Annotated in this window: 18 protein-coding genes; 5 read left to right on the top strand and 13 right to left on the bottom strand. The window is 44.0% G+C overall.

The genetic code is table 11. The annotated features are described in order from the left end of the window. Positions 1 to 113 precede the first annotated feature (113 nt). The 4 genes from MHB56_RS29465 to MHB56_RS29450 all read right to left on the bottom strand — a co-directional run bounded on the left by MHB56_RS29465 (position 114) and on the right by MHB56_RS29450 (position 3,197). Positions 114 to 833: a phosphotransferase family protein gene (locus tag MHB56_RS29465; protein WP_341144347.1), complete on the bottom strand. Its 720-nt coding sequence runs from the start codon at positions 831 to 833 to the stop codon at positions 114 to 116. A gap of 15 nt (positions 834 to 848) precedes the next feature. After that, positions 849 to 1,037: a hypothetical protein gene (locus MHB56_RS29460; protein WP_341144346.1), complete on the bottom strand. Its 189-nt coding sequence runs from the start codon at positions 1,035 to 1,037 to the stop codon at positions 849 to 851. 71 nt (positions 1,038 to 1,108) lie between these two features. Then, entirely contained in the window at positions 1,109 to 2,128 is a 1,020-nt protein-coding gene (locus MHB56_RS29455; RefSeq protein WP_341144345.1) for a phosphotransferase enzyme family protein, read from the bottom strand. Positions 2,129 to 2,282: 154 nt separating this feature from the next. Beyond that, positions 2,283 to 3,197 (bottom strand): ArsR/SmtB family transcription factor, encoded by a 915-nt coding sequence (locus MHB56_RS29450; protein WP_076130610.1) that lies wholly within the window; start codon positions 3,195 to 3,197, stop codon positions 2,283 to 2,285. A gap of 174 nt (positions 3,198 to 3,371) precedes the next feature. On the opposite strand from MHB56_RS29450, the gene MHB56_RS29445 reads away from it, so the two are divergent. Next, a complete protein-coding gene (locus tag MHB56_RS29445) occupies positions 3,372 to 4,868 on the top strand; it encodes a glycoside hydrolase family 43 protein (protein WP_076190317.1) in 1,497 nt (498 codons plus the stop codon). A 116-nt stretch (positions 4,869 to 4,984) separates the two neighbouring features. Here the strand turns inward: MHB56_RS29445 and MHB56_RS29440 are convergent, their stop codons facing one another. Both MHB56_RS29440 and MHB56_RS29435 read right to left on the bottom strand, forming a co-directional pair. After that, positions 4,985 to 5,836 carry an aldo/keto reductase gene (locus MHB56_RS29440; RefSeq protein ID WP_341144344.1) on the bottom strand — a complete coding sequence of 284 codons (852 nt, stop codon included), beginning with the start codon at positions 5,834 to 5,836 and terminating at the stop codon, positions 4,985 to 4,987. A gap of 36 nt (positions 5,837 to 5,872) precedes the next feature. Continuing rightward, the gene (locus tag MHB56_RS29435) at positions 5,873 to 6,838 is read right to left on the bottom strand and encodes an aldo/keto reductase (RefSeq protein ID WP_341144343.1); all 966 of its coding nucleotides are present in this window, start codon (positions 6,836 to 6,838) and stop codon (positions 5,873 to 5,875) included. A 325-nt stretch (positions 6,839 to 7,163) separates the two neighbouring features. On the opposite strand from MHB56_RS29435, the gene MHB56_RS29430 reads away from it, so the two are divergent. The 4 genes from MHB56_RS29430 to MHB56_RS29415 all read left to right on the top strand — a co-directional run bounded on the left by MHB56_RS29430 (position 7,164) and on the right by MHB56_RS29415 (position 12,521). Continuing rightward, positions 7,164 to 7,838: a response regulator transcription factor gene (locus MHB56_RS29430; RefSeq protein ID WP_076184972.1), complete on the top strand. Its 675-nt coding sequence runs from the start codon at positions 7,164 to 7,166 to the stop codon at positions 7,836 to 7,838. Beyond that, the gene (locus MHB56_RS29425) at positions 7,835 to 8,890 is read left to right on the top strand and encodes a HAMP domain-containing sensor histidine kinase (protein WP_081386330.1); all 1,056 of its coding nucleotides are present in this window, start codon (positions 7,835 to 7,837) and stop codon (positions 8,888 to 8,890) included. Before MHB56_RS29430 ends, MHB56_RS29425 begins: the two co-directional genes overlap by 4 nt. Positions 8,891 to 9,009: 119 nt before the next feature. Next, on the top strand, positions 9,010 to 10,761 hold the full coding sequence (locus MHB56_RS29420) for an ABC transporter ATP-binding protein (RefSeq protein ID WP_076130605.1): 1,752 nt from the start codon (positions 9,010 to 9,012) through the stop codon (positions 10,759 to 10,761). Next, the gene (locus MHB56_RS29415) at positions 10,761 to 12,521 is read left to right on the top strand and encodes an ABC transporter ATP-binding protein (RefSeq protein ID WP_036677200.1); all 1,761 of its coding nucleotides are present in this window, start codon (positions 10,761 to 10,763) and stop codon (positions 12,519 to 12,521) included. The genes MHB56_RS29420 and MHB56_RS29415 overlap by 1 nt, the downstream gene beginning before the upstream one ends. A gap of 102 nt (positions 12,522 to 12,623) precedes the next feature. Here MHB56_RS29415 and MHB56_RS29410 read toward each other — a convergent pair whose 3' ends face one another. From MHB56_RS29410 to MHB56_RS29380, 7 genes are all read right to left on the bottom strand, one after another. After that, a complete protein-coding gene (locus tag MHB56_RS29410) occupies positions 12,624 to 14,186 on the bottom strand; it encodes an ABC transporter substrate-binding protein (RefSeq protein WP_076130604.1) in 1,563 nt (520 codons plus the stop codon). Positions 14,187 to 14,276: 90 nt separating this feature from the next. Next, a complete protein-coding gene (locus MHB56_RS29405) occupies positions 14,277 to 15,212 on the bottom strand; it encodes a carbohydrate ABC transporter permease (protein WP_081383287.1) in 936 nt (311 codons plus the stop codon). 13 nt (positions 15,213 to 15,225) lie between these two features. Continuing rightward, the gene (locus MHB56_RS29400; RefSeq protein WP_038574490.1) at positions 15,226 to 16,185 is read right to left on the bottom strand and encodes an ABC transporter permease; all 960 of its coding nucleotides are present in this window, start codon (positions 16,183 to 16,185) and stop codon (positions 15,226 to 15,228) included. 121 nt (positions 16,186 to 16,306) lie between these two features. Further along, on the bottom strand, positions 16,307 to 19,657 hold the full coding sequence (locus MHB56_RS29395; RefSeq protein WP_076184974.1) for a glycoside hydrolase family 9 protein: 3,351 nt from the start codon (positions 19,655 to 19,657) through the stop codon (positions 16,307 to 16,309). 226 nt (positions 19,658 to 19,883) lie between these two features. Beyond that, positions 19,884 to 21,626 carry an extracellular solute-binding protein gene (locus MHB56_RS29390; RefSeq protein ID WP_076130602.1) on the bottom strand — a complete coding sequence of 581 codons (1,743 nt, stop codon included), beginning with the start codon at positions 21,624 to 21,626 and terminating at the stop codon, positions 19,884 to 19,886. Further along, positions 21,623 to 23,218: a response regulator gene (locus MHB56_RS29385; protein WP_341144342.1), complete on the bottom strand. Its 1,596-nt coding sequence runs from the start codon at positions 23,216 to 23,218 to the stop codon at positions 21,623 to 21,625. Before MHB56_RS29385 ends, MHB56_RS29390 begins: the two co-directional genes overlap by 4 nt. Next, positions 23,215 to 24,957: a sensor histidine kinase gene (locus MHB56_RS29380; RefSeq protein WP_076130600.1), complete on the bottom strand. Its 1,743-nt coding sequence runs from the start codon at positions 24,955 to 24,957 to the stop codon at positions 23,215 to 23,217. Before MHB56_RS29380 ends, MHB56_RS29385 begins: the two co-directional genes overlap by 4 nt. Positions 24,958 to 24,991: the final 34 nt, after the last annotated feature.

The following is a 24,991-nucleotide window of genomic DNA, read 5'->3' as shown; positions in this document are numbered from 1 at the left end:
AGCCTAGGCTATAATCCCAGTGGGGAATTTGCTCCTAGAAATTTGATATTTATATACAAAAAGCCGCAATTATGCGGCTATTAAATGTTTATGATAAGGTATAGCGTCAGTTATTACGCTTTTAGGTTTAAAAGAAAATGCCGTGTGTCCTGATAAGCCTCTGTCCAGCCCATCTTAGCATAGAATCGAAGTCCATCGAGTCCCTTAAAATAATAGGCACCGATTAGCCGCTCCTCAAAATTCGGGGTCACTATTCTAGCTTTCTTTTGATAATTTTGATATGTGTTAATGACATCACACCAAGGCATATGCTTGTCGAGAACCGCAAGGTCTATGAGAGAATCGCCATACATGCAATTTCCATCAATAATGCCGGTTATCCGTGTTCCGTTGGACAACATATTCCACTGTTGAAAATCTCCGTGTATAAAGCTTCTATTAGATTCATTATAGGGTACATAGGTCATCAAACGACTATAGATTTCTTCGTATACGTCTCTTTCCAAGCAAGACGTGCGGAAGAGTTCATGCCAATTCTCCCAGAATGTCCCCGTCTGATCTTCCGCATTTACGGCAATGACGAAGTCTTTCCAAGATGAATAGGAACCATTGCCGTCAGGTCCGATCCAACCATAACCGTTAGTTCCCCCAATATCCGCTTCGGCCATTCTTGTTAAAATGCCGATAATTTCTGGCATCAGACGGGTTTGTTCCTCTGCTGTACAATCGGATAGATTGCGACCTTCCATTCGCTCCATGATCAAATAGGTTAACTGATTAGTCCTCCCTAACCCCAAACATTTTGGGAAAGGGATACCTTGGTCGAGTAGCAAATTAGATACAAATTGTTAGGTCTCATATGCTCGTTCCAAATCGCTGAATTTCACAACATAGTCTTTTCCTTCTAAAATAAAAGAAAACACGTTGCTTATATTGCCGCCAGACAACGGTGTAATCTCAGCCGCTCCCTGTCCAAGATGATTCCACAGTACTTTTTCAATTTCACTCATGGTCAATTCCGGTTTTTCGTAAGCCATATTTACTCCAACTCCTGCTTATTTGAGTCTACATATGAATTTATCCGCAGCATATCAAAAACACCCTCATCCTAAATATCTCGTTTCTCATACTCAAAGGGTTCATCACATGAGTAAATTTCATGGAAAAATCCTACATATGGGATATCGTCTTCTAGACATTTTATACGATATGACAGCTCTTCATCGCATTCCGGGTCTTCACCATTGTTCCGCATTACCTCGAATGCATCAACGATGTTTTCCATGAGGATTACTTGGATAAACAATGGCAATGTGTCTAACATCGAATCTTCGATCCTGGTCTCGGATCTGTAGCCATCAAGGACTGTTTTAAAATAATCATCCATAAACTGTTTGCGTTTATCAGTGTCTTGTTCAAATTGTATCCAGCCCACTCCAAGTGTCCAGAGATTTGCCAGGTCATACATATACCAACAAAAGCAGGAGTTATCGAAATCAAAAACAGTTATTTGCCCTGTATCAAAATCGATCATATAATTCCCATCGCAGTAATCAAAATGAACCATCCCAAAAGACTCGTGATTCCTGTCCATCCCTTCTAAGGTTGTTAAGAGATCTACCAGTTTCTCCTTCAAAAGAGATAACGAGTTAGGTATTAGCTTATCTATATAATCGGCATTGTATTTATCAAAAAAATCATACCGAGAATGGACAGGTGTATAACCCTTCGACAATTGATGCATTTTCCCAAGAACTTTGCCACAGTTATAATAGTATTCCGTAATAGGAACGCCTTCCCGATACTGATAATTATTTTCCGCGAGCATCCCCCCCTTGGCCTTTTCAAACAAGCAGACAAAAAAGGTATGATTATTAAGAGTTATCGTTTCCAGCAGATTCCCCTTCTGGGAGTTGACCACATTCGAAACACTGCCGCCATGCTCGTACAAATACCTGATATATTCCACTTCACCCAAAATATCTTCTCGGCTTCTGTCACTTAAAAAGGCAATTCTGATTATTTTTGCTTCAGAATCAGCTTTATCACAGTTATATGCGACATTCCGTCCTCCTTCATGTGCATTGACAAGCCTGATTTCATAACCTTCCAATCCGTACAATTCCATCACTAATGGAAGTAAGTGTGTATCAGCGATTTTAATAACCTCGTTATAATTCAGAATATCTCTCCTCTCAACTTCTTCAATATATGGATAGTTTACCAGTTCCAGCAGATAAACAGGATGGAGAAAACAACTATAACTGAACTATCCTGCTTCATTAGGTCATCGTTCCTAGGTACACACGAATTAAAATATCTTGGTCATGGTTACCGAATCCAGCCCCATAAAGTGTCAAACCACCAACATTAACAGCCTTCTCGTCAACTGCGAACCGAAGCGTCCAGAATTGTTCCCGTAGCAAAATATCTGCGACAGTAATGTCCGACATCCTTTCTTCATCAATAAATGTGCCCGAAGTGTCAATGCGGATCGTCTTCAATAACCCGTATTGATTTACATTCCGATGCCACCAATCCGGAGTATATATGCCTCGTGCCGCTCTTCCAAAGTCTGCCGGACTGGTCCAAGTTCCAAGCTTCACACCGTTAAAAAAGAACTCAATATCCGAAGGCCAATGATCTTTCAAGCCTGGCGCTTCAGAAGCAATTTCCATTGAAATCTCGATGGCCTCGGGCATTTGACCGGGAAGTAAGTAGTTAGGCGTTTTGTACTCTACGTAACCTCTCCCAAACCACAAAATGCCGGCGTTGACCCGCTCGGGATCGAGAAAATAGCGGGGATCGTCCCAAACCCCAATCTCTTTCTCTTGTGTCCCAAGACCACATGTAGGATGGACATCAAACGAGGTATAATGACCGACTGAAATGGTCTGCTCTCTGATCCTCGGGGTTTGAGTGGCAGTGGGGAGTTCGATTTCAACTCTTTTTTGTTTAAGGAAACACATTTTGTGCGTTCCTCCGTTTAGGCGTATCCTGTGACTTCCTGTAAGTCCAGCTTGTTCGAGCTTTCGGATATGCATAGTAACTATGGAAGGACTAAGCTCTAACTTAGCCGCGATCTCCTTCACATTCATTTCATTATCTGCAATGAGGCTCATAATCCTCCATCTGACTTCGCTTGCCAGCGCTTCATATAACGCCATGAATTTTGCTTCGCCGTTTGCTTTGATCATCATCATAATCACCTGACCTGTGCTTATTGAAATTACATATATATTAATTTAATAAATATAACGTACATCTTCAACCCCGATTCATTGAAAACCTATAAGCAATAGTGTTTAATTTTCTTAGTAGTTAAATATATTGAATTCTTATTTATATGAATTTATTAATGAGGTGGAGAAATGAAATACAATAACCCGGTCATCAAAGGGTTTTATCCTGATCCCAGCGCATGTAAAGTTGAAGACACTTATTATTTGGTCTGCAGTTCCTTTCAGTATTTTCCCGGTGTTCCGATTTTTGAAAGCAAAGATTTAATTAATTGGACCCAAATCGGTCATTGCTTAACCCGAAAGAACCAGATTCAACTGGATACTGTGGACAGCTCCGGTGGTGTATTCGCCCCCACCCTGCGGTACAATAATGGACGATTCTACATGACGACCACTAATGACACTCTGCGCCAGAACTTCTATGTCTGGACTGACAATATTTACGGCGAATGGTCTGATCCGATTAATGTAGATCAAGGCGGTATTGATCCGGATTTGTATTTTGAAGACGGCAAAACGTATTTCATGAGTAATGGGACAGACGATTACGGAGTTAATGGTATAGTCCAATGTGAAATTGAAATTGAAACTGGGCAGAAGCTGTCGTCAAGCCGTTCAATCTGGCAAGGATCCGGTGGGCGTTATTTGGAGAGTCCTCATTTATACAAAATTAATGGACAATACTATCTACTAGCTGCTGAGGGTGGAACCGAATATGGGCATATGGTTACTTATGCAAGGGGCAATTCTCCTACTGGTCCATTCGAAGCCTACCCGCATAACCCCGTATTGACTAATCGAAATTTAGGCGGTTACGAGCTTCAGGGAGTTGGACATGGAGATTTGGTACAAGACCATGAGGGGGATTGGTGGCTGTTACATCTTGGATTCCGGCAGACTGGCCAGTATCTTACCTATCACCATTTGGGGCGCGAGGTTTTTCTAACTCCGATTACCTTTGGCGAGGATGGATGGTTTACAGCAGGTCATGAAGGTACCACACTTATAAGTTTCGAGACTGATCGTATTGCGGACACAGTCATTCAGCAGGAGAAAAGAGTCTTTACGTTCGAGAACACAGATTGGAATTTAGACTGGTGTTACCTGCGTCACCCGGTTACAGAAAATTATCGGTTAGAAGCTGATAAAATAAAGCTTAAAGGAACTGCAGTTACGTTAGATATCCCGGCTACTCCGACATTTATTGGTATTCGTCAAAAAGATTTTAACGCAATTATTTCGTGCCAAGTCAGCCTTACGAATGGTGAAGCCGGAATTACACTTTACATGGACGAAAATCACCATTATGATTTGGCCTTGCGTAAACATCCAGAGGGTTATGAGATTATCGAACGGCTGAATATCGGAGATATCAAATCCATTGAAAAAACAAAAAATATAGGTCAGTGCAACCATGCTTCATTAGTTGTCAAAAGCAGTCCAACGCATTATCAATTTTATATCCAGGTAGACGGTATTGAGATCTTACTCGGAGCTGCGCAAACCAAATATCTATCCTCTGAAATAGCCGGAGGATTCACAGGTGTGCTTATTGGTTTGTACGCCACTGGAGAAGATCAAGATTATAATGCGATATTCACAAGCTTTAGCTGCCTTTATTCTTAAACCTTCAAATTAAAATGAACTGTTCAAGGCTAAGGGTCTTATAAATAAAAGAGGGGTTAACCCCTTAATTATGGTTAACCCCTCTTTTATCAAAACCAACAAGATCCCAAGAAAAATTAGATATCCAGCTTCCTTGTACTTAACGCTTTTACCATTACAGGATCTCTATGTGAAAAGAACAAGCTCTCTTTTGTGTCTAACAGCGCAAATTGTTCTATATCCTCTGAGTTTAATTCAAAGTCAAAGATATTAAAGTTTTCAATTATTCTTTCTTTCCGGACAGACTTTGGAATCACAACAACTCCTCTTTGCGTCAACCAGCGTAAAACCACTTGGGCAACAGATTTATTATATTTTTGGGCTATTGATACTAAAACTTCGTTCTGAAACATGTTGTTTTTACCTTCAGCAAATGGACCCCATGATTCAATCTGAACATTGTTTTCTTTCATGAATGCAGCACTTTCAATTTGTTGGCAGAAGGGATGTGTCTCAACTTGATTAACTGCAGGAGTTACTTCATTATGAATAATCAAATCAATCAGACGATCGTTCTGGAAGTTACTTACGCCAATCGCTCTTATTTTTCCTTCACGGTACAATTCCTCCAGCGCCCGCCAAGAACCATGCACATCACCAAATGGCTGATGAATTAAATACAAATCCAAATAATCAAGTTGCAATCTTGAAAGGGATTTTTCAAATGCTTCCTTTGTACGTTCGTATCCTGTATCTTGAACCCATAATTTCGTAGTAATAAATAGATCCTCTCTTGGTACTCCACTCCGTTTGAGGGCTCTTCCCACCGCTTCTTCGTTTAGGTATGAGGCTGCGGTATCTATCAGTCGATAACCTGACATGATCGCATCGTAAACAGCTTGTTCACATTCAGCTGCATCTTGAATTTGAAAAACCCCAAAACCAAGTATCGGCATTTCAACACCATTGTTCAAAATAACTTTTTGCATAAAAAATCCTCCTATTAGTTGATGATATAGCTCTATTTAAAAGTGTGAACTATCAATATCCATTTTAGACAAAGCTTCATTTAGACTATCTACATCTTCCTTTGTTAATTTGAGATCAGCTCCATATAGGTTTTCTTCTAATCTGTTTAATTTTGTAGTGCCTGGAATTGGAATGATATATGGTTTTTGAGCTAATTCCCACGCGAGTACGACTTGAGCTGGTGCTGCATTTTTACTTTTTGCAACTTGAGTAATTAAATCTAATAACACTTGATTATGATCAATCACATCAGGTTTGAATCTTCCCATGAAACTTCGATAGTCACCTTCATCATATTTGGTTTCCTTGGTATATTTACCACTTAAGAAACCATTTCCTAATGGACTGTAAGCGATAAAAGCAATTCCTAATTCTTCACAAAGTTCAAACAACTCTTTTTCCGGTTCACGCCACATCATGGAGTACTGATTTTGGGTTGCAGTAATCGAACATACAGCATGTGCTCGTTTCATATAATCAATCGGTGCATTTGAGACACCCCATGTTTTAATCTTCCCTTCAGCTATTAAATCTTTCATTGTTTCAGCGACAGCTTCAGGTTCGACATTTGGATCCACTCGGTGCTGATAATATAAATCAATGCAATTGACCTTCAACCTTTTTAATGAACCTTCTATTTGTTCACGAATAGAATCTGGTGTGCTATTCAAAATAAGTTGAGGTTGACCGTCTACAGCTTCTTGTCCTAAAATTCCGAATTTAGTTGCAATCACAACTTGATCTCTTTGTGGTGCAAGGGCTTCGCCTACTAATTCCTCATTGGAATCTCCATAAAAAGCAGCAGTATCAAAGAAATTACATCCTAGTTCAACTGTTCTGCGAATTAATTTAACCATTTCATTACGATCTGCTGGCTTTCCATAGGCATGATCCATTCCCATACAGCCAAACCCTATTGCCGAAACTTCCAAGCCACTATTTCCTAATTTACGCATTTGCATCTGTGATCTTCCTTTCGCATGAAGTTCAGTCAAAGTTCAACGCTCGACGTAGTCTGCATTATTTTCAGCACGTTAATCCAGCTAAATTAGTTTGGGTACTATTTTAGTATGCAACAATTTTTCACAAAACAGATATCATAATAGTATTAAATCATTGCCTATTCCTCTCATTTCATTGAATCCTCCCTATGTATGAGTCACTTTATATCGACTACAAGGATTTCAAACCAAATCTTAAGATTAGATAAATATTGATTCTGCTCCCTTTAAAACAAATTCCCCACAGGTAATAATGGATACAAACCTACTATTGGAGTGAACAGTAATGATTAACATACTCGTTGTTGAAGATGATAAGCATGTAAGAAGACTTCTTGAAGCTGTTCTGAAACGCGAAGGATATGATGTTGTAACTGCTGAAGACGGAGTTAAAGCTTTGGAGGTCCTTGATTCACAGCATATTGATCTAATCATTCTGGATATCATGATGCCTAATATGGATGGTTATGAATTCGCCAAGGAAGTAAGAGATGCCGATAGCTTGGTCCCCATTCTTATGGCTACAGCAAAACAGCTGCCTGAAGATAAGAAAAAGGGGTTCCGGATTGGAACTGATGATTATATGACCAAACCCATTGATACCGAAGAAATGCTGCTCAGAATCCAAGCGCTGCTTCGCCGTTCACAAATCGCAAGTGCCCGCAAATTAGTAGTGGGTAAAGTGATCCTTGATTATGACGCATTGACAGTAACCCGGGAGGACGAGAGACAAACGCTACCGCAAAAAGAATTCTATTTGTTGTATAAGTTATTGTCTTATCCTGAACGGATTTTCACGCGCATCCAGCTTATGGACGAGATATGGGGCATGGAAAGTGAAAGTACGGATACAACCGTTAATGTGCATATCAATCGCCTGCGGAAACGGGTTGACGCTTATCCAGAGTTTGAACTGGTTTCCGTCAGAGGTCTTGGATACAAGGCGGTGCGAAGCCAGTGAGCAAAATAAGTAACAAGCTCAGCAACAGAATCAGCCTTCCCATCTATTTTTCTCTTATCATATTTTTCATCTTTCTTATTACCGTTGTGATTACAGGACTACTCTTCTTTCTCGCACAGGTTTTTGGTTTGTTGAACGAAGAGCTTGCCCAGGATGGATTCGTACTACCCATAATGGTATTAATCGCTTGTACAATTATCGGTACCACGATATCAGCCATCACAAGCCGGAAAATGGTAAAATCCATCCGGTTATTTATTGAGGCCACAGAGCGTCTTGCCAGCGGTGACTTCTCCATGCGGCTCCAGCTCAAAAGCCCGCCAGAGTTTGAAATTTTATCAGAGAATTTTAACCGGATGGCTGAAGAGCTTGGGGGTATCGAAATTCTGCGAACCGATTTTGTGAATAATTTTTCCCATGAATTCAAAACACCGATTGTATCTATTAAAGGGTTTGCCGAAGTCTTAAAGAACGATGATCTTACCAAAGAAGAACGGAATGAATATCTAGATATTGTCATTGAGGAATCGACCAGACTTGCCTCCCTTGCTTCGAATGTACTGGAGCTGACGCAGGTTGAGACGCAAAAGATTCTGACAAACAAAATGCGGTTTAATGTTGGGGAACAAATTCGCCAGTCTGTGCTTTTACTGGCTGCCAAATTTGAGAAGAAGCACCTGAAGCTGAATGTTAATATTCAGGATTATGAACTCTCCGGCAATAAAGAGCTTTTAAATCAGGTTTGGTTAAATTTATTGGATAACGCGATCAAATTCACTCCTGAACATGGCGAAATTGAAGTTAACATGAAGAAAAACGAAGATAACCTGTTGATTCTAGTTCGTGACTGCGGAAGCGGTATTCATCCTGAGGCTCTTCCCAAGATATTCGATAAATTTTATCAGCAGGATACTTCCCACTCTACTGCAGGCAATGGACTTGGATTAGCAATTGTTAAAAAAATCATTCATCTACACCATGGAACCATTTCTTGCGAAAGCATTCCATTACAAGGAACCACATTTACAGTTACGATTCCGATTGGAATGTAGTACGAGCCCTGGAGAACCTCATCGTTCTTTCAGGGTTTTTTTATTTTTCAGAAAAGTTAACTTTCAGTTTATCTTCTTTCGTTATCATTTAAGCAACGCCACATAAAGGAGTCAGATGTATGGTAACTATACTTAAGTACTTAAAACCGAAGGAATGGGCCCTAATCGGTATCAGCATCCTATTCATTGTCACACAGGTATGGCTGGATCTGGAATTGCCCGGTTATATGAGCGAGATTACTCGTCTTGTACAGATACCAGGGAGTGAAATGAGCGAAATCATTGCAGCCGGAGGCTGGATGTTGCTCTGTGCCCTTGGCAGCTTAGCCACATCAATTATAGTGGCAGGGATCGCCGCTAAAATTGCCGCCAACTTCTCTTCAAGATTACGCTCCAAATTGTTTGATAAGGTACAGTCTTTCTCTATGGAAGAAATCAACAACTTCTCTACAGCTAGTTTAATTACCCGTTCAACAAATGACATTACACAAGTGCAAATGCTGATTGTCATCGGTCTGCAACTGCTGGTGAAGGCTCCCATCCTTGCCGTTTGGGCAATGCTCAAAATTACAGGCAAGAGTTGGCAGTGGTCGCTTGCTACCGGTGTCGCCATTGGGGTATTGATTCTTATTGTCGGCATAGTGATCGTGCTAGTGCTTCCGAAATTCCAAAAATTGCAGCAACTGACTGATAATCTTAATCGTGTTGCAAGAGAGAATCTTACCGGCCTTCGTGTCATTCGTGCGTATAATGCGGAAAGCTACCAGGAAGATAAATTTAGTGTAGCCAACAGCGAGCTTACCCGAACGAATTTATTCGCCAATAATGTACTGTCCATGATGATGCCAAGTATTTCTCTGATTATGAGCGGTTTAAGTCTCGCAATATATTGGATTGGTGCTATTTTGATTCAAAATGCCAATGGTACGGCGAAGATGGGCTTATTTTCAGATATGATTGTCTTCTCATCCTATGCGATGCAGGTGGTTATGGCATTCATGATGCTGATCATGATTTTTATCCTGATGCCTCGTGCCCATGTATCCGCTAAAAGAATCAATGAAGTGCTGGATACTAAGCCAAGCTTAGAGAACGGATCACTTACTTCCTCCAAGGCAAATCGGTTGGGTGAGGTCGAATTCAAAAATGTCAGCTTTAAATATCCGGATGCAGAAGAATACGTTATTGAAGATATCAGCTTTACGGTGAAAAAAGGAGAAACTGTAGCCTTCATCGGTTCAACCGGATGCGGAAAAAGTACCGTCGTGAACCTGATTCCTCGCTTTTATGATGCTACAGCAGGTGAAGTGTTGGTGGATGGAATTAATGTTAACCAATATGAGCAAACTGCACTGCGCAATAAAATGGGATATGTATCTCAGAAAGCGATTTTGTTTGGCGGCACGGTGAGCTCTAATGTTGCTTTTGGCGATAATGGCAGTGATCTGTCCTCTGATGTTGTTGATGCCATTTACACCTCTCAAGCTTCAGATTTTGTTGAAAAGATGGAAGGAAGCTACGAGGCTCATGTCTCTCAAGGCGGTACGAACTTGTCTGGCGGTCAAAAACAACGTCTTTCCATTGCCCGAGCCATTGCCCGTCGTCCTGAAATATTAATCTTCGACGATTCCTTCTCAGCGCTTGATTATAAGACGGATCGCAAATTGCGAAGTGAATTGAAGAAAAAATCCAGCGGTACAACGATACTAATCGTTGCCCAACGGATCGGTACAATCAAAGATGCAGACAAAATCATTGTACTGGAAGCCGGACGAATGGCAGGCATGGGAACACATGATGAATTGATGCAGACCTGTGATGTCTACCAAGAGATTGCTTACTCACAACTTTCAAAGGAGGAGCTAGCTTAATGAACAAAAGCAAAGAGCAACTCAACACGTGGAGCAAACTTCTCCACTATTGCAGAAAATATATCCCTGTAGTTCTTATAGCTATTATTAGTGCAGCAATCGGTACGGTTCTGACTCTGCTTGGACCGGATAAGCTTTCGGAGATGACAGACTTGATCACGGCCGGCCTCGTCACCGGAATTGATATGGAAGCAGTAACTTCTATCGGCCTTTTCCTTGTATTTATCTATATCCTTAGCGCTGTGTTATCTTTGGTACAAGGATTAATTATGTCCGCAGTTACGCAAAAGGTCTCCAAAAACTTAAGAGCCGATCTCTCACGCAAAATGAACAAACTTCCGATCTCTTATTATAATAATTCTACAACCGGTGACATCCTGTCCCGGGTTACCAACGATGTGGATACGATCGGGCAAGCTTTAAACCAAAGCGTCGGCACACTGGTAACTGCCCTTGCCCTCTTTACGGGATCCATCATCATGATGTTCAAAACAAATGTGATCATGACTATTACGGCGGTTGTTGCAACTATCATTGGCTTTGGCCTCATAGCGGCAATTATGAAAAAATCCCAAAAGTATTTTCAAAGTCAGCAAGAATACTTAGGGAAAATCAATGGCCATGTGGAGGAAGTATATACAGGACATACTGTAGTGAAAGCCTACAATGGTGAATCGCAAATGCGCAATACATTTGAATCCCTGAATATGAATCTTAAAGATAGTGCATTTAAAGCGCAGTTCCTCTCCGGTCTTATGATGCCGATTATGATGTTTATAGGCAATCTAGGTTTTGTGGCCGTTTGTGTAGTTGGTGCTGTGCTTGCTATGAACGGAACGATATCCTTTGGGGTCATTGTAGCCTTTATACTGTATGTCCGTTACTTTACACAACCGCTCTCTCAGATTGCTCAAGCCGCACAAAGTCTGCAATCGGCTTCCGCGGCAAGCAAACGTGTCTTTGAGTTCCTCGATGCTGACGAAATGGACAATGAAAGTCATAAAGAAAGACATCTTAAAACTGCTGTGGGCAAAGTTGATTTTGAACATGTGCAATTTGCTTATGAAAATTCAGATAAACTTGTGATTAAAGATTTTTCTGCAGAGATTAAGCCTGGGCAAAAAATTGCTATAGTCGGCCCTACCGGCGCAGGTAAAACTACACTGATAAATCTTCTAATACGGTTTAATGAATTAAAGGGCGGAGAGATTTATATTGATGATACCCCCATCAGCAGCTTAACAAGAGAAAACATCCATGATCTATTCTGTATGGTCTTGCAGGACACCTGGCTTTTTGAGGGCACTATCAGGGAAAATCTGGTGTACAACAAAACAGGTGTAACCGATAAAGAAGTTGAAGATGCTTGTAAGTCGGTAGGCTTGCATCATTTCATTCAGACCTTAAGTGCCGGTTATAATACCATACTAAATGACAAAGTTAATTTATCCACAGGCCAAAAGCAACAGCTTACGATCGCCCGCGCGATGCTCAAAAATGCCCCAATGCTCATCCTCGATGAAGCTACAAGCTCAGTCGATACAAGAACAGAGCTCTTGATTCAGCAGGCAATGGATAAGCTCATGGAGGGAAGAACCTCTTTTGTTATTGCGCATAGACTCTCAACCATTAAGAACGCCGATGTGATTCTGGTTCTGAAGGAAGGCGATATCCTGGAAAGCGGCAGCCACGAAGAACTACTTGCCAAAAATGGTTTTTATGCGGAGCTTTATAATAGCCAATTCGACCAAGCCTCTTAAAGCCTAGTTGACACTGTGAATTATATAACGAAAGTCAAAAGGACCTACTCATTGTTCTTATCCAGAACAATGAGTAGGTCCTTTATTTGCTATGAACACATATCATCTACTGGCAAGGAATTCATCAAGCTGTTTTTGCTTTTCAGCAATGACTTTATCTAGGCCAGCCGATTTTTGGGCGGCGATAAATTTCGGCAATTCTTTGTCCAGATCAACCGAGCCGGTCTCAAGCATCTTTTGATATTCTCTTAGAACGTTTGCTAGTGCTCCGACTTCGGATTTGACTGGCTCGCTGTCAAAGGTGAAGCCCAGTGCCGGCGATGATTTAGCGCCTTCGTTGAACTTTTTGAACTGCTCCCACTTGTCTGGAGCTTCCGAACTCCAGACATAGTTCAGGAATTGATTTCCCAGCTCCCAAGCGACGCCCGGTGCGTACTGTCCTGACTTCTCCGTCTGCGTCATAACATTACCATTAAGTGTAAAGTGTGTACCTTCAATACCGAAGTTAAGCAGATTAATAATTTCTTGATCTGTATGAAGCAGGTTAATCAGCATCATGGCGCGTTCCGGGTTCTTAGACGTTGATGAGATGGCTAACATGGCGCCGGTAGTCTCCGATGTGGCGACCGTTTTACCTGTTAAAGTAATTTGTGCAAGCTTGCCATCAAGTCCTGTCGCGGATGCGATTTCTTCTGCTTTGCCTGGCTTAAGAGGCTCTACAGTGGAAAATACATTGCCCGTCTTATAAGCATCAAGGGATGACGTTTGGGAAGTGGCCGCATCTTTGTTAAGATACCCCTTCTGGAAGAAATCACGGGTTACTTTTAATGCATTTAAGTATTGTGGATACTCTTCGGCCGGTTTGACTGTCGCTTCCGTGCCATTCTTATCGATAGCGCCAGGTATCGTCGTATCACCTAAAAAATCCAATTCCACAAAAGAGTGAGAGGCGAATGTGCCACCCGTTGTATACAGCGGATACATGGTTGGCTTCTTCTCTTTAACGATCTTATAAACGGCATCTAAATCTTCGATTTTTTGCACTTTACTCATGTCGATGCCGAGTTCATCAGCGATATCCTTCCGGTACACAATGCCCCCTGACGATGCCAATTCTTTATTCGTAGGGACTGCATAATTTTTGCCGCCGATTTTGGAGCCATCGAGAAAAGCTGGATCTAAGCTATCCTTAATGCCCTGGCCATACTGATCGAGCAAGGGACCGAGATCTAAGTAAGCACCTTTGGCAACGTTCTTTGCATACCCGTTCCATGAGGCTGTAAATAGAATGTCTACGGGCTCTCGAGAAGCGATGATGAGGTTAGTCTTATCATCCCATGCTCCCCAATCGATTGGTGCGATATCTACCGTCGCGTTGATTTTTTCGGTCAAGATCTTGTTCAGCGCTTCCTCGACGATAGCCTCGTCCGCCTGTGGAGCTCCTTCGTAGACCAGCTTTATTTTATAAGGCTCCAGCTTCGAGGGCTCATTGGATGTGTTATCGGTGGTTGAGTTCGCTGATGAGCTCGGTGCGGCGCTTTCTTTTCCGGCATTATCTGGTGTAGCGTTGTTCGAGTTGTTTGAATTGCCGCAAGCCGTAGTGGCTAATGCTGAAATAAGCATCAGTGTGAGAAGCAGTGAAGCCTTGCTTTTCGTATCCTTCATTTTCAAGTAATCCCCCCATAAAATAAAATGATATGCTAAACCATATACTGGTTTTAGCCGTTTCCGTGCCCACGTAAGTGATCGGCAATCTTAGCCTTTAACGGAGCCTACTGTCAGGCCTCTGATAAAGTATTTCTGGAAGAACGGGTAAGCAAATACGATAGGTCCAACACCTACAACCACCATCGCCATACGCACGGTTTCACTTGGGAAGTTGATCATTCCGCCAGCTCGGGTAATTTCAGCCATCGCGTTCGGGTTACTGGATAAGTACTGGATGTTGACCATCATCTTGTAAAGAAAGTACTGCACGGATATATTGTGGTTGTCTGTAATAAACATTAGGCTTAGGAACCAGTCGTTCCAGTATGTCAGTGTTTGGAACAGTGCAACGGTTGCCAGAACCGGCAGAGATAATGGCAATACAATTCGGATAAATATCCGTAGCTCCCCTGCCCCATCTATTTTTGCTGACTCCAGCACAGCTTCAGGTACGGTCTCCTTAAAGAAAGTGCGCATGATCAGTACCCAGAATGCGGACATGATCAGCGGCATGATCAGTGCCCAAAGTGTATCTTTTAATTCCAGCATCTGTACGTATACCAAGTACCAAGGGACTAAGCCGCCGGAAATCAGCATCGTTAGAAAAACAAAAAATGTAAAATACTTAGCCTGCGGAAAATTATTCCGTGAAATGGGGTACGCATACAGAGCTATTATGATGACACTTAGTATCGTACCTATCACCGTGACGGTTAGTGAGATTCCATAGGAATGAACGATTTGACTGATATCTTTCATTAGGAATCGATAGGCTGCCAGATTGAAATTTTCGGGCATAAATCGATATCCGTGTGTCATAACGGACTGCTCATCGGAGAACGATACCGAAAGAATCAGCAAAAGCGGTAGGATACAGAGCGCCGAATAGATGACAAAGAAGATGTTGATGAGGGTTGACGCCCATCCCGACAGCTGATTCTTTGGATTGGACCCAGATAAGGATTTACTCATTGTATTGGTCATAAGGGCTCCTCTCTTAGAACAGCGCGTTCTCGCGGTTAAAGCGGCGAACGACCCAATTAGATACAAAAACCAAGATGAAACCAACGACTGATTGGAACAGGCCTGCTGCTGAGGAAAGTCCGATATCCCCAACGGTCAGGAAGGTGCGGTAGACATAGGTATCGATAACGTTTGTCACAGGGAACAATGCCCCCGATTCACGTGGCACTTGAAAGAATAGGCCAAAGTCGGCATTGAAGATCCGGCCAACCTGCAGCAAAGTCATAATCGTGAGGACAGGCATGATCAAGGGAATCGTGATTTTCTTGATCTGTTGCCACTTATTTGCCCCATCAATTGTCGCGGCTTCGTAGTACTCCTCGTCGATACCAATGATTGCTGCCATATACACAACCGTGTAGTACCCCATGTTCTTCCACGTGTTAATGATCGGCAAAACGATCGGCCACACTTCTTTCGTGAAGTACCAGCGTACGGAATCAAGACCAAGCGCCGGCAGCAACGTGCCGTTGAAGTATCCTCGCTCGTCGCTCATGAACCCATATACTAAGTACGAGATGACGATCATCGACAGGAAGTATGGCAGGAACATGATCGTTTGGTGTAGCTTCGAGAGGAAGCGGTTTTTCATCTCGTTAAGCATCAAGGCGAACCCTAGAGGAAGCGCCATGTTCAATACAATAAACAGCGAATTATAAAGCAATGTGTTGCGAATGATGATGTACGAATCCTTCGAGGCAAACAAATATTCGAAATTCTTCATCCCTGTCCATGGGCTTCCCAGGATTCCGTCCTGGTAATTGATTGTTTTAAAGGCAATAACGATCCCGAACAAAGGGATGTAGTTATTTATTACAAGCAGAACGATTCCCGGCAGCATCATTGCGTAGAACATCCAGTAAGTACGAAGATTCTTCACGATGGAAAAATTACGTACAGTACGTATTGGTTTCCTATTTGTAGGAAGCGGCATAGCTTTCAATAGAGTTGTTGCACTCCTTTCACTGTCTTACACACTCCCCACACCGTTGTTTAGGCGGTAATGGGGAGTTCAGGTTTTCACTATTGAGCCGTAACGTCAATTGTGACGTTACTTATTGAGGTTCTGTTCCCCACTGAAGAGCGCCTGCGATATAGCCAGTTGTATGGCTCCAATCGGTGTAAGTCGAATCGGTCGGATCGAAGGAGTAATCTCCCGTCTGCGTGTAGTTCGTCCAATCGGTCTTGTTCACGCGGATCTGAAGCTCAATGCTGGCTCCAGCTGCCAAACTTCCGGCTCCGCTCGTAAAGCCGATTTCCAGATAATGATCAGCTCCTGTCAAAGGAGCCGGCAACTTGACGAAGTCGCCAGTTACGTTGCTACTGCCGACAGTGGACCAATCGCACCAGAAATTCTGGTCCTTCTCCCCATCGATCGTGTAATAATAATGAAGCTTCACGTCAGACAGATTGATGGCAGTGGTACCGGTGTTCTTCAGCTTTATCCGTGGGCTCAACGAATTGCTCGTTGCCGTAACAGGAGAATTGTACTGCTGCACTTTGATAGATCCACTTTCGGCAGTGGGGGTATCGACCACGGAGACCTCAAGATTCGCACTTGCTCCTGCGCTAAAGTTGAACGTCAGCGTCGTTGTTCCCACCGGTTGGGCAGCCAGATATGCCTTCTGAATCGTCACTGTCGTGCCTGATACGGTGTAGTCCGTACCAGCAACTAGGGCAGTCGTGCCATTATTAATGCCGATGAGTGTGTTATCGTTCAGCGTCAAGGTCACCGGAATGTCGGTCTGATTCGCGATTTGCTTGTCAAAGGCAGCGGTCGTCGGACTGATCGTCGAGTTAATAACCGACGAATCGTTCACAGCAACGGATAGCGTAGCAGATGAACCGGCGTTAAACAGGAAAGTGAGGTTCGCCTTGCCGATTGGCTGCTGCGCGAGATAGCTCTTGTGTAGAGTGACCGTGTTGCCCGAAACGGTATAGTCCGTGTCCACAACGAGAGATGTCGTACCGTTCTTAATGTCGGTGAGCGTGTTGCCGTTCAACGTTAGAGTCACCGGAATATCAGCTTGATTTGCTGTTTTCTTATCAAAGGCAGCAGTCGTTGGACTAATGGTCGAGTTGCTGCTATTTCCGGTTGCGAATGCGGCAATGAATACCAACCCTGAATTCCAATAAACGGTATGTTCATTTGTAGTCCATTCTTGGAAGTTATCGGTATAGTTTTTGGCTGCAAATCTTGATATCTGGTTTCCTACGGTTATGTCGTTGGAGTATTTATTCGGTCCTCCGACAAGATATCCCTTAGGTACACCAGGTAATCCATCTGTTCTATACATGATGCTGAACGGATATTTCACGCTGTTATCACCGTAACCTGATACAAAAGATACGCCTACCGGGTTCTGGCCAAGAATCCAGTCTAACTGACTATTGTTAATCTCATTAATGATAGCGCGGTTGCTCTCAAAAGTTCCCAGTAACTTCGTACCGATGATCATTTCCATCGGTGTGTCCGCAACCTGCATGGTGATTCCCCAATAGTAGTTACCATCTTTTATGATGCTTTTCCAAGGGCTATCGTTATATCTGCTCACTTTGTCATTGAACCATTGCTGGAATTTATCCGAATACCAGCTTAAGACTCCGGAGTCCGGATTAGCGGCTTTCAGATAACTGAAGAAGCCTGTATTCCAGGTGTTTGCCCAACCACTGGCGAAATCAAGGGTATCCTCAAAAAATATTCCCATATCGGTGTAATTCGCCAGGAAATAATCATTGTATTCGGCATCGCCGGTCGATCGGTACAGGGAGCCTGCAGCCCACAGACGATTCGAAGCGTCATCCGTCACATCGTAAGGCCATCTGCCCGTGTTAGGCGTCCGAATATTTTCCGGATGTGCTTCCAGGTACCCCCATGCGTCTATTGCCGCATCCAAGCAACTTTGGGCAAAAGCCGGATCAATATTCTGATAAATTAAGTAGGCATGTGCCAATACACCGGCTGCGGTAGCTGTATCGGCGGTCGTTTTGATATCAGTCCGCGAGCTTACCGTATCCTTATCGATAATTTCTCTGTCTACCATATTGTCGTCATCCTGAAAGGTCACTCGCGCATAGAAACCGCCAGTTGCAGCATCCTGCATTTTGAGCATCCATTCCAGTTCCCACCTTGCCTCATCCAGGATGTCGGGAATGCCGTTTCCGCTCTCAGGAATATTAAATTGATTGTCTGTAAATTTCTCCGGCATCATTTCATAGGCCCAGAAGAGATCCGACAAGGCTTTGGCTCCTGCGTTAACGTACTTGCCTTTATCGCCCGCATCGTACCATCCCTTGGAAACATCTTTTTTGATGGAAGGGTTAGACATTAAAGGCACTGCGGTGTCAGGGGTAAAATCTGTTCTTTGATAATTTTGAGTGTATGGGCTGGTAATATTAATCCCGGTTCTCTGGTAATAGAAGTATCTTGTTACGTCATTTAAAAAGGGTTCATAGATTTCGTTAGCTTCGCCGATAGTGAACTTGGGCGAATTCTGAAGACCCTGCACTGAAACATAATATTTTCCCGGAATCGTTAAATTTGTGAAATCGGCGGTAAAAATACGCTCCCCGCTATCGATAGCATCATAATTTTTGGTGAGTACAAGCGTTCCGGAGTAAGCTGTCGAATTATTTGTGGCGTTAATAATGTTAAACGTAGTACCTGCATCGACCGTGAGCACATCCTCAAAACCGGTTACAAGCGCTTGCTTCACTCCATCTACGGGATACCCTAATTGATTGACCTTGATGGGGGCGTACTCTTTCTCCTTATCGGGAGACGTAACCCTAATGTCATTAAGCCACACTTTTAAAGGTTGAAAACCATTATTCTTGATGGATAATGCATCTATGGAAGATACATCAATTCCTTGGGAGACCTGAATTAGATCCTTTAACGGGATCTTCACATGGGTCCAACTTGTAGTAATGTTGACGTAGTTGTTAATGTTTACTGTAGTGGTAATTTCATTGCCGGCAGCTCTTTCGAATACCCGGTCTTTGAAGCCCAGTAAAAAGGACTCTCCGCCCGCATTTCCTTTGATATTAAACTCAAGGAATCCATTTGGATGATAAGAGGTAAAGTCATATGCTTTCCAGCCGGCAACCGTAATTAAAGCGTTGTACCAGGAAGGACTGGTAGGCGTCTTCGCATTCAACAATAATGAAGGCAATCCATTGTACATTGCTGTAGAATCAATGGGAAGCTTGCTGTTCTCCGTCTCCAATCCAAACCCGCTATCTCCTGCCCAGCCGTCGGATATATTACTGAATATTTGGTAATCTAGTAAGTCTCTCCACCCTGCAGGCGCTTCGGGGGTTGCCGCATTAGTCTTGATCGGATTTGAAAAAAAGATAGTCACAAACATAGTTAATGCCAGAAACACGCTTACTTTTTTCCTCATTACCTCTCCTCCTAAAAAGTTTTGTGAGCATAAACTGCTTCGCTCCGCTTCATACAAAAATCAGTTCGAAAGTTTACACTTAGTTAGTGAGAGTTACTCTATGATTAACTTCGTATACCATCACCTCTTTTTTGAAAACGCTTTCTAATAAAATCATTTTAATTCACGAAGTTAATCCTGTTATATAGAAGAAATAAAGGAACATAGAAGAAAACAAGCCACAATATTATGGCTTGTTTTCCATGTACCAATTATTTACTTCTCTCGTGATTACGTCGCCGCCATTCTTGTAAAATTGGGCTACGAACTCATCAAAGTAGGAGATCGGCTTCTCGCCATAAATGATGCTCAGATAACTCTCCGTTGCGAGTTTCTGCAGGAACACTCCGTGTTTCTCCATCCCGTCCGTTAAAGGTCCGTGGTATCGGTTTGGGATTTCGAGTCCCTGCTCGGCAATCGCCACCCCAGCCGCCGTAAGTTGAGCTGAATTTAAACCTTTAATAGCTTGTTCGATCGGCGTCGTCACTATGGCTTCCGAATTTTCAGATAATTTTCTGATTGCATCCGCATTCATATAAGGCAAGGCTGGAGCGCCACCTGTCAGCGGATAGAGCATCCAGCGCATATCCATTGAAGACCCGTCCGCAAGCGGCCACTTATCATTTGGCACGCCTTCAGTGGCGAAATTGACAGTAATGACCTTGTCGTTCATGATCACATAATCGTAACCTTCGTGAAACCCTTGTGCGAATCGGGGATCGAAGTACGGGTCATCCGGGCCGAAATTTTTGGCAAGCAACTTGTTATAATAAGCGAACCAGGCTTCCATATTCGTGAAATCCTTGCTGAACACCGTGTAGATACCGTACAACGGCTTTTGTGCCTTGCCCTTTAACCCATCTGGTCCGGCAGGAAGGGGGTAAGCCTGCCAAGCCGCTTCGGGATCGACCTTCACTGTATCGCCGAGCGGCCAGGCTCCCATCCAAAACGGGCCGAACATGACACCGGCCATTCCGTTAACCGCCAGTTCGGACGCTTGGCTCGGGTCCTGCATGCCTGCATCCCTGTCCATATAGCCCTTCGCCATCCAGGATGCCATCGTTTCCAGGTATTTCTTAGCATCCGGGTGTACGGCGCCAAAGATCAAGCTGCCCTTCTCGTCTTCATTCCAGAACAGTTTGATGTCAGACGTGCTAATCATCTGCCTTGAAAAAGCTCCGGCAATCGCATCTGTCTGCCCCATCCAGCTCCAGGGACCTTCCTTCAGCGGAACCGCTAGACCAACTTCGTCATCTTCGCCATTCCCATTAGGATCTTGTTCAGAAAATGCCTTCAGCACGTTCTCCAACTCACTTATCGTCGTAGGCGGGTTCAACGACAGTTTCTCAAGCCAATCCTTACGGATCCACATGACCGTTCCCTCATCTCCTGCACTAAAACGGGGAAGTCCATATATCTTGCCGTCTTTGGTCACTTCTGCCATGGTATAAGCGTACTTCTCCAGCGCTTCTTTTAGCTTAGGATGAGCATACTTCTCGATGGCATCATCCAGCGGAAGCAACTTGTCGGCTTTGAGCAGATACTTCAGGATGTCTCCTTCAGCGCTAAGGGTGTCCGGCAGCTTGCCATTCACAGCCAGCGCGAGCCGAATTTTGGTATCTGCATCTTCGAACTTGCTGACAATCCAATCAAACTTCGTGACGATTCCCAGATTATCTTCCATCCAGCGGGTATGCACGTTGTCTGTAAGGCTTTCATCTGGCTTGAATGCGTTAGGCCGATTCTCGTCTACGATTCCTGTTGTGATCGTTATAGGCGGATCGTATTTAAAGTCCCATACCGGCTTCTTTTCCCCATTGGATGTACTGTTCTGTGCCGTTTTCCCTGTGCTACTTAAACAGCCGGAAACTAGCAGCACTCCGCTCAGAACTGCCCATAGAAAGATGGCCTTTCTTTTTTGCTTCTTCACCGGCCCAATCCCTCCATTCCCAATCGGTATCTGTCCCTGAATTCCTGCGGCGTCACCTGATAATAGTCACGGAATTTCCGAATAAACCAGTTAGTATTGGGATAGCCAATGCTTTCACCAATATGGTAGATTTTATTATTTGTATGCTTGAGCATCTCGCAGGCTTTGAGCATACGCTGCTCGTAAATATATTGGGATACGGTAGTGCCTGTACACTGCTTAAAGATTTTTGACAGATGGTTAGGATGTACGAAGACGCGTTTGGCCAGCAAAGTAAGTGACAAGTCCTTGTCCAGCTCCTTCTGGATGTAGAGTTGCGTCTTCCGGACGATCACCTGGCTGTGGTCCTCGGTCTCCTCCCCTAGCTTATCGCGAAGTGTGCGTAGTAAGTCGAGCGCCCAGCTTTCCAGCTGCGACGCGTGCAGCATTGCTTTTCCTTTTACGAAAGCCGATTGCTCAGGAGTGAGCATTTGGGCCAGCGTCCTGCCACTGCGATTCGCGATATACTGGAAGGCATTGGAGAGAAAGAAAAAGACGTCGCGCATGAGGTAAGGTGAACCCGTATGCATAAGCGGTGACACGAACGCTCGGATCTTAGCTTCCGCCGCTTCCCATTGCTCCGTTTCCAAAAGATGTGTCAGCAGAGGCGTTTCATAGAGCTTGCGCATAAGACGCGCTTCCTCTTCATTCCGCTCTGGCACCTGCCCATCCGAAAAACTGTCACTATCCAATCGTGATTTAGCTGTCATATAACTAGCTTGCAGTTCTTCCGGGAATAGACAGTCGGTTTCTCCTACAGAAATTTCACCTTTAAGCAAACGCTGTACTTCTTGCTTTAATCGCTCTATCCGCTCAAGCACCCATTCCGGTTCGGGTGGTGCTCCTGATAGGTCGTATACCAGAGCGAGCAGGTTTCCTTCATCATCCGCAGCCGACCAGCAGTCATAGCGGTCCATCAGCAATTCTTCCAGCATGTTTGTTACCGCGAACCGGATCAGTGACTGCGAATAGAGATCTTGTCCGTCGAAAGGGGAACCCAACCGGACAAGGCACATCGAGACATGACCTGGTATTGGAAGAGGGAGGTCAAACAGCTTTAACTTCTCCGCAAGCGCCTTGCCATTCAGATTTCCGCTGAGCACTTTGAGCAACAACCCTGCTTTCAGTTCTGCACTATTGTCTCGGTAGATACGGAAGCCCTGTTCGATTGATCGCTCCTGCTCAAGCTGCTTAATGATCCGGCCCATTGCCGTAAGTAGCTGCTCGTCCTTCGCGGGCTTCATCAGGTAATCGAGCGCTTGCAGCTCAATCGCTTTTCGGGCGTAATCGAAGTCCGCATAACCTGTGAGCAGCAGGCACTTCAGCCCTGGAATACGAAGCCTGGCCTGTTCGATCAGTTCCAAGCCGTTCATGCGTGGCATACGGATATCCGTCATAAGGATGTCAATGGGGAAGGAGTCTATCAGAGCAAGTGCCTCGCTCGCGCTGTAAGCCTTCCAAACGCGGGAGATACCAAGTGTCTCCCATGGAATCGTATCTGCCAGACTGTCCGCATAATGTTTCTCGTCATCAACTACAAGCAGGCTATTCAATGCTCTTCCTCCTTCGTTTCTTCTTTCATCCCCTGTCTCCAAATCAGCCTCACGTTTAGACCACCCAGTCTGGACGGGCAAAACTCAATTTGAGCGTCTGAACCGAAGTTGCCTTGCAGTCTTTGATATACGTTCCAAAGACCGCAGCCTGCATATTCGCTGGCCGGAATATGAAGCTCCATTTGCAGTTGGTCCATCCGTTCTTTATTTAATCCTTTTCCGTTATCCTCCACTTCCAAGTGCAATTGGTCTTCATTGACGTAAACTCTAATTTCAACCCGGCCTGGATATTCGACGTTCTCAAGTCCATGCACGATCGCATTCTCCACGATTGGTTGGATAAGAAGCCGGGGAATTCGCAGCTCCGCCAACTCTTCAGGCAGTTCGATGCTGTAGGACAGTGTCTCATTGCGAAGCCGTAGAATCTCGAGGTGAATGCGCACGAACGCCAGTTCTTCACCCAGGCTGACTCCTTGATTATCCATTCGCGTCGTATACCGGTAATAGTCGGCCAGATGATACGCCATGTCTATAACTGCCCGATTCTTTCCCATTTTGGTCATATTAATGATGAAACCCAAACAATTGTACAGAAAATGAGGATGGATCTGTGCTTGTAGCTGTTTTAGCGTGGCATCGCGCGCAAGGATACGCGATTGTAGGACATTCTCGATGAGATCTTGGATCTGCGTCGCCATCTCGTTAAAGTTCTGCATCAGGAACGTGAATTCATTGTTTGATTTCTTCGGTAGCCGGTACGCGTAATCGCCCTCCTTAATCCGCTGCACCGCACGCACAAGTTGGAAGATAGGTCGATGTACGTTCCAGTACAAAGCAGACGCGGCGGTAATACAGGATAGGAGCAAAATAATCGAAGAAGCTCCAAATAATAACCTCTGTTGCTTGATAGGTCCGATAATCTGGTTAAGTGGAACAGAATCGACGAGATGCCACTCAAGAATATTGGAATAATAATAGGTAATCAGATAAGGCCTGTCGTCGAAGGAATGAATTAAAAAACTTGAATCCCGGCTATTGATCCTGTCGCCTAATTCCGCGATAATTTGGTCCATCTTGGGCCCATCTGCGGATCGGCTGGCGATGATGGCATGTCCTTCTTTGTAAAAAAACGGGTTGTCAGAGTGACCAGATTTGTAGGTATCAAGCAAATTTTCAAAGCTCCACTTGTAGAGGTTAATGCGAACGGCAACATCCAGATCGTCCGGACGGGCTGGTTTGTAACCCGTAGTGACATAAGTTCGAGTAAAACCGGAGCCAATCTCCAAATCTTCGCTGTAGCTCCACCCTAGCGAAAATCGGCTATCAAACTCTTTAAGGTCATATTCATAGGAGGGGGAAGAAGAAATACTATCGTCTCGTTGCGGGAAATAGACGGTCACGTCATTGCGCCAGTTGCCCGATGCGCTGGCCAGTGACAGCTTCTCTTGGATCAGCAGCCTTGTCTTCATTAGGGAATAATCGCTCATGTTGAGGTTGTAAAGGTATTCCAGCACGTTCGTGTCAACGAGCATAGGTGCGGAGACTAAGTCGAACTTCTCAATGCTGGCATCCAGTTGTGCCACGAAAAGCTCCATCCGGTTCAGGCTGGCTTTGATAAGCTCCTCCTGTATGACGTTGATGCTCTTAGAGGTAGAATAATAGTACAGCGCCACGACCGGAGTTAGCAGAATCAGCAACAACACTAACATTTTCTGAAAAATATTAAATTTGATCCGCATGGGATTTCCATCCTTGTTTTGTAATTACACCTCA

The organism is Paenibacillus sp. FSL H8-0315 (assembly GCF_038005365.1).
Classification (GTDB): Bacteria; Bacillota; Bacilli; order Paenibacillales; family Paenibacillaceae; genus Paenibacillus_AQ; species Paenibacillus_AQ odorifer.
This window is presented reverse-complemented; position numbering and strand designations above follow the sequence as displayed.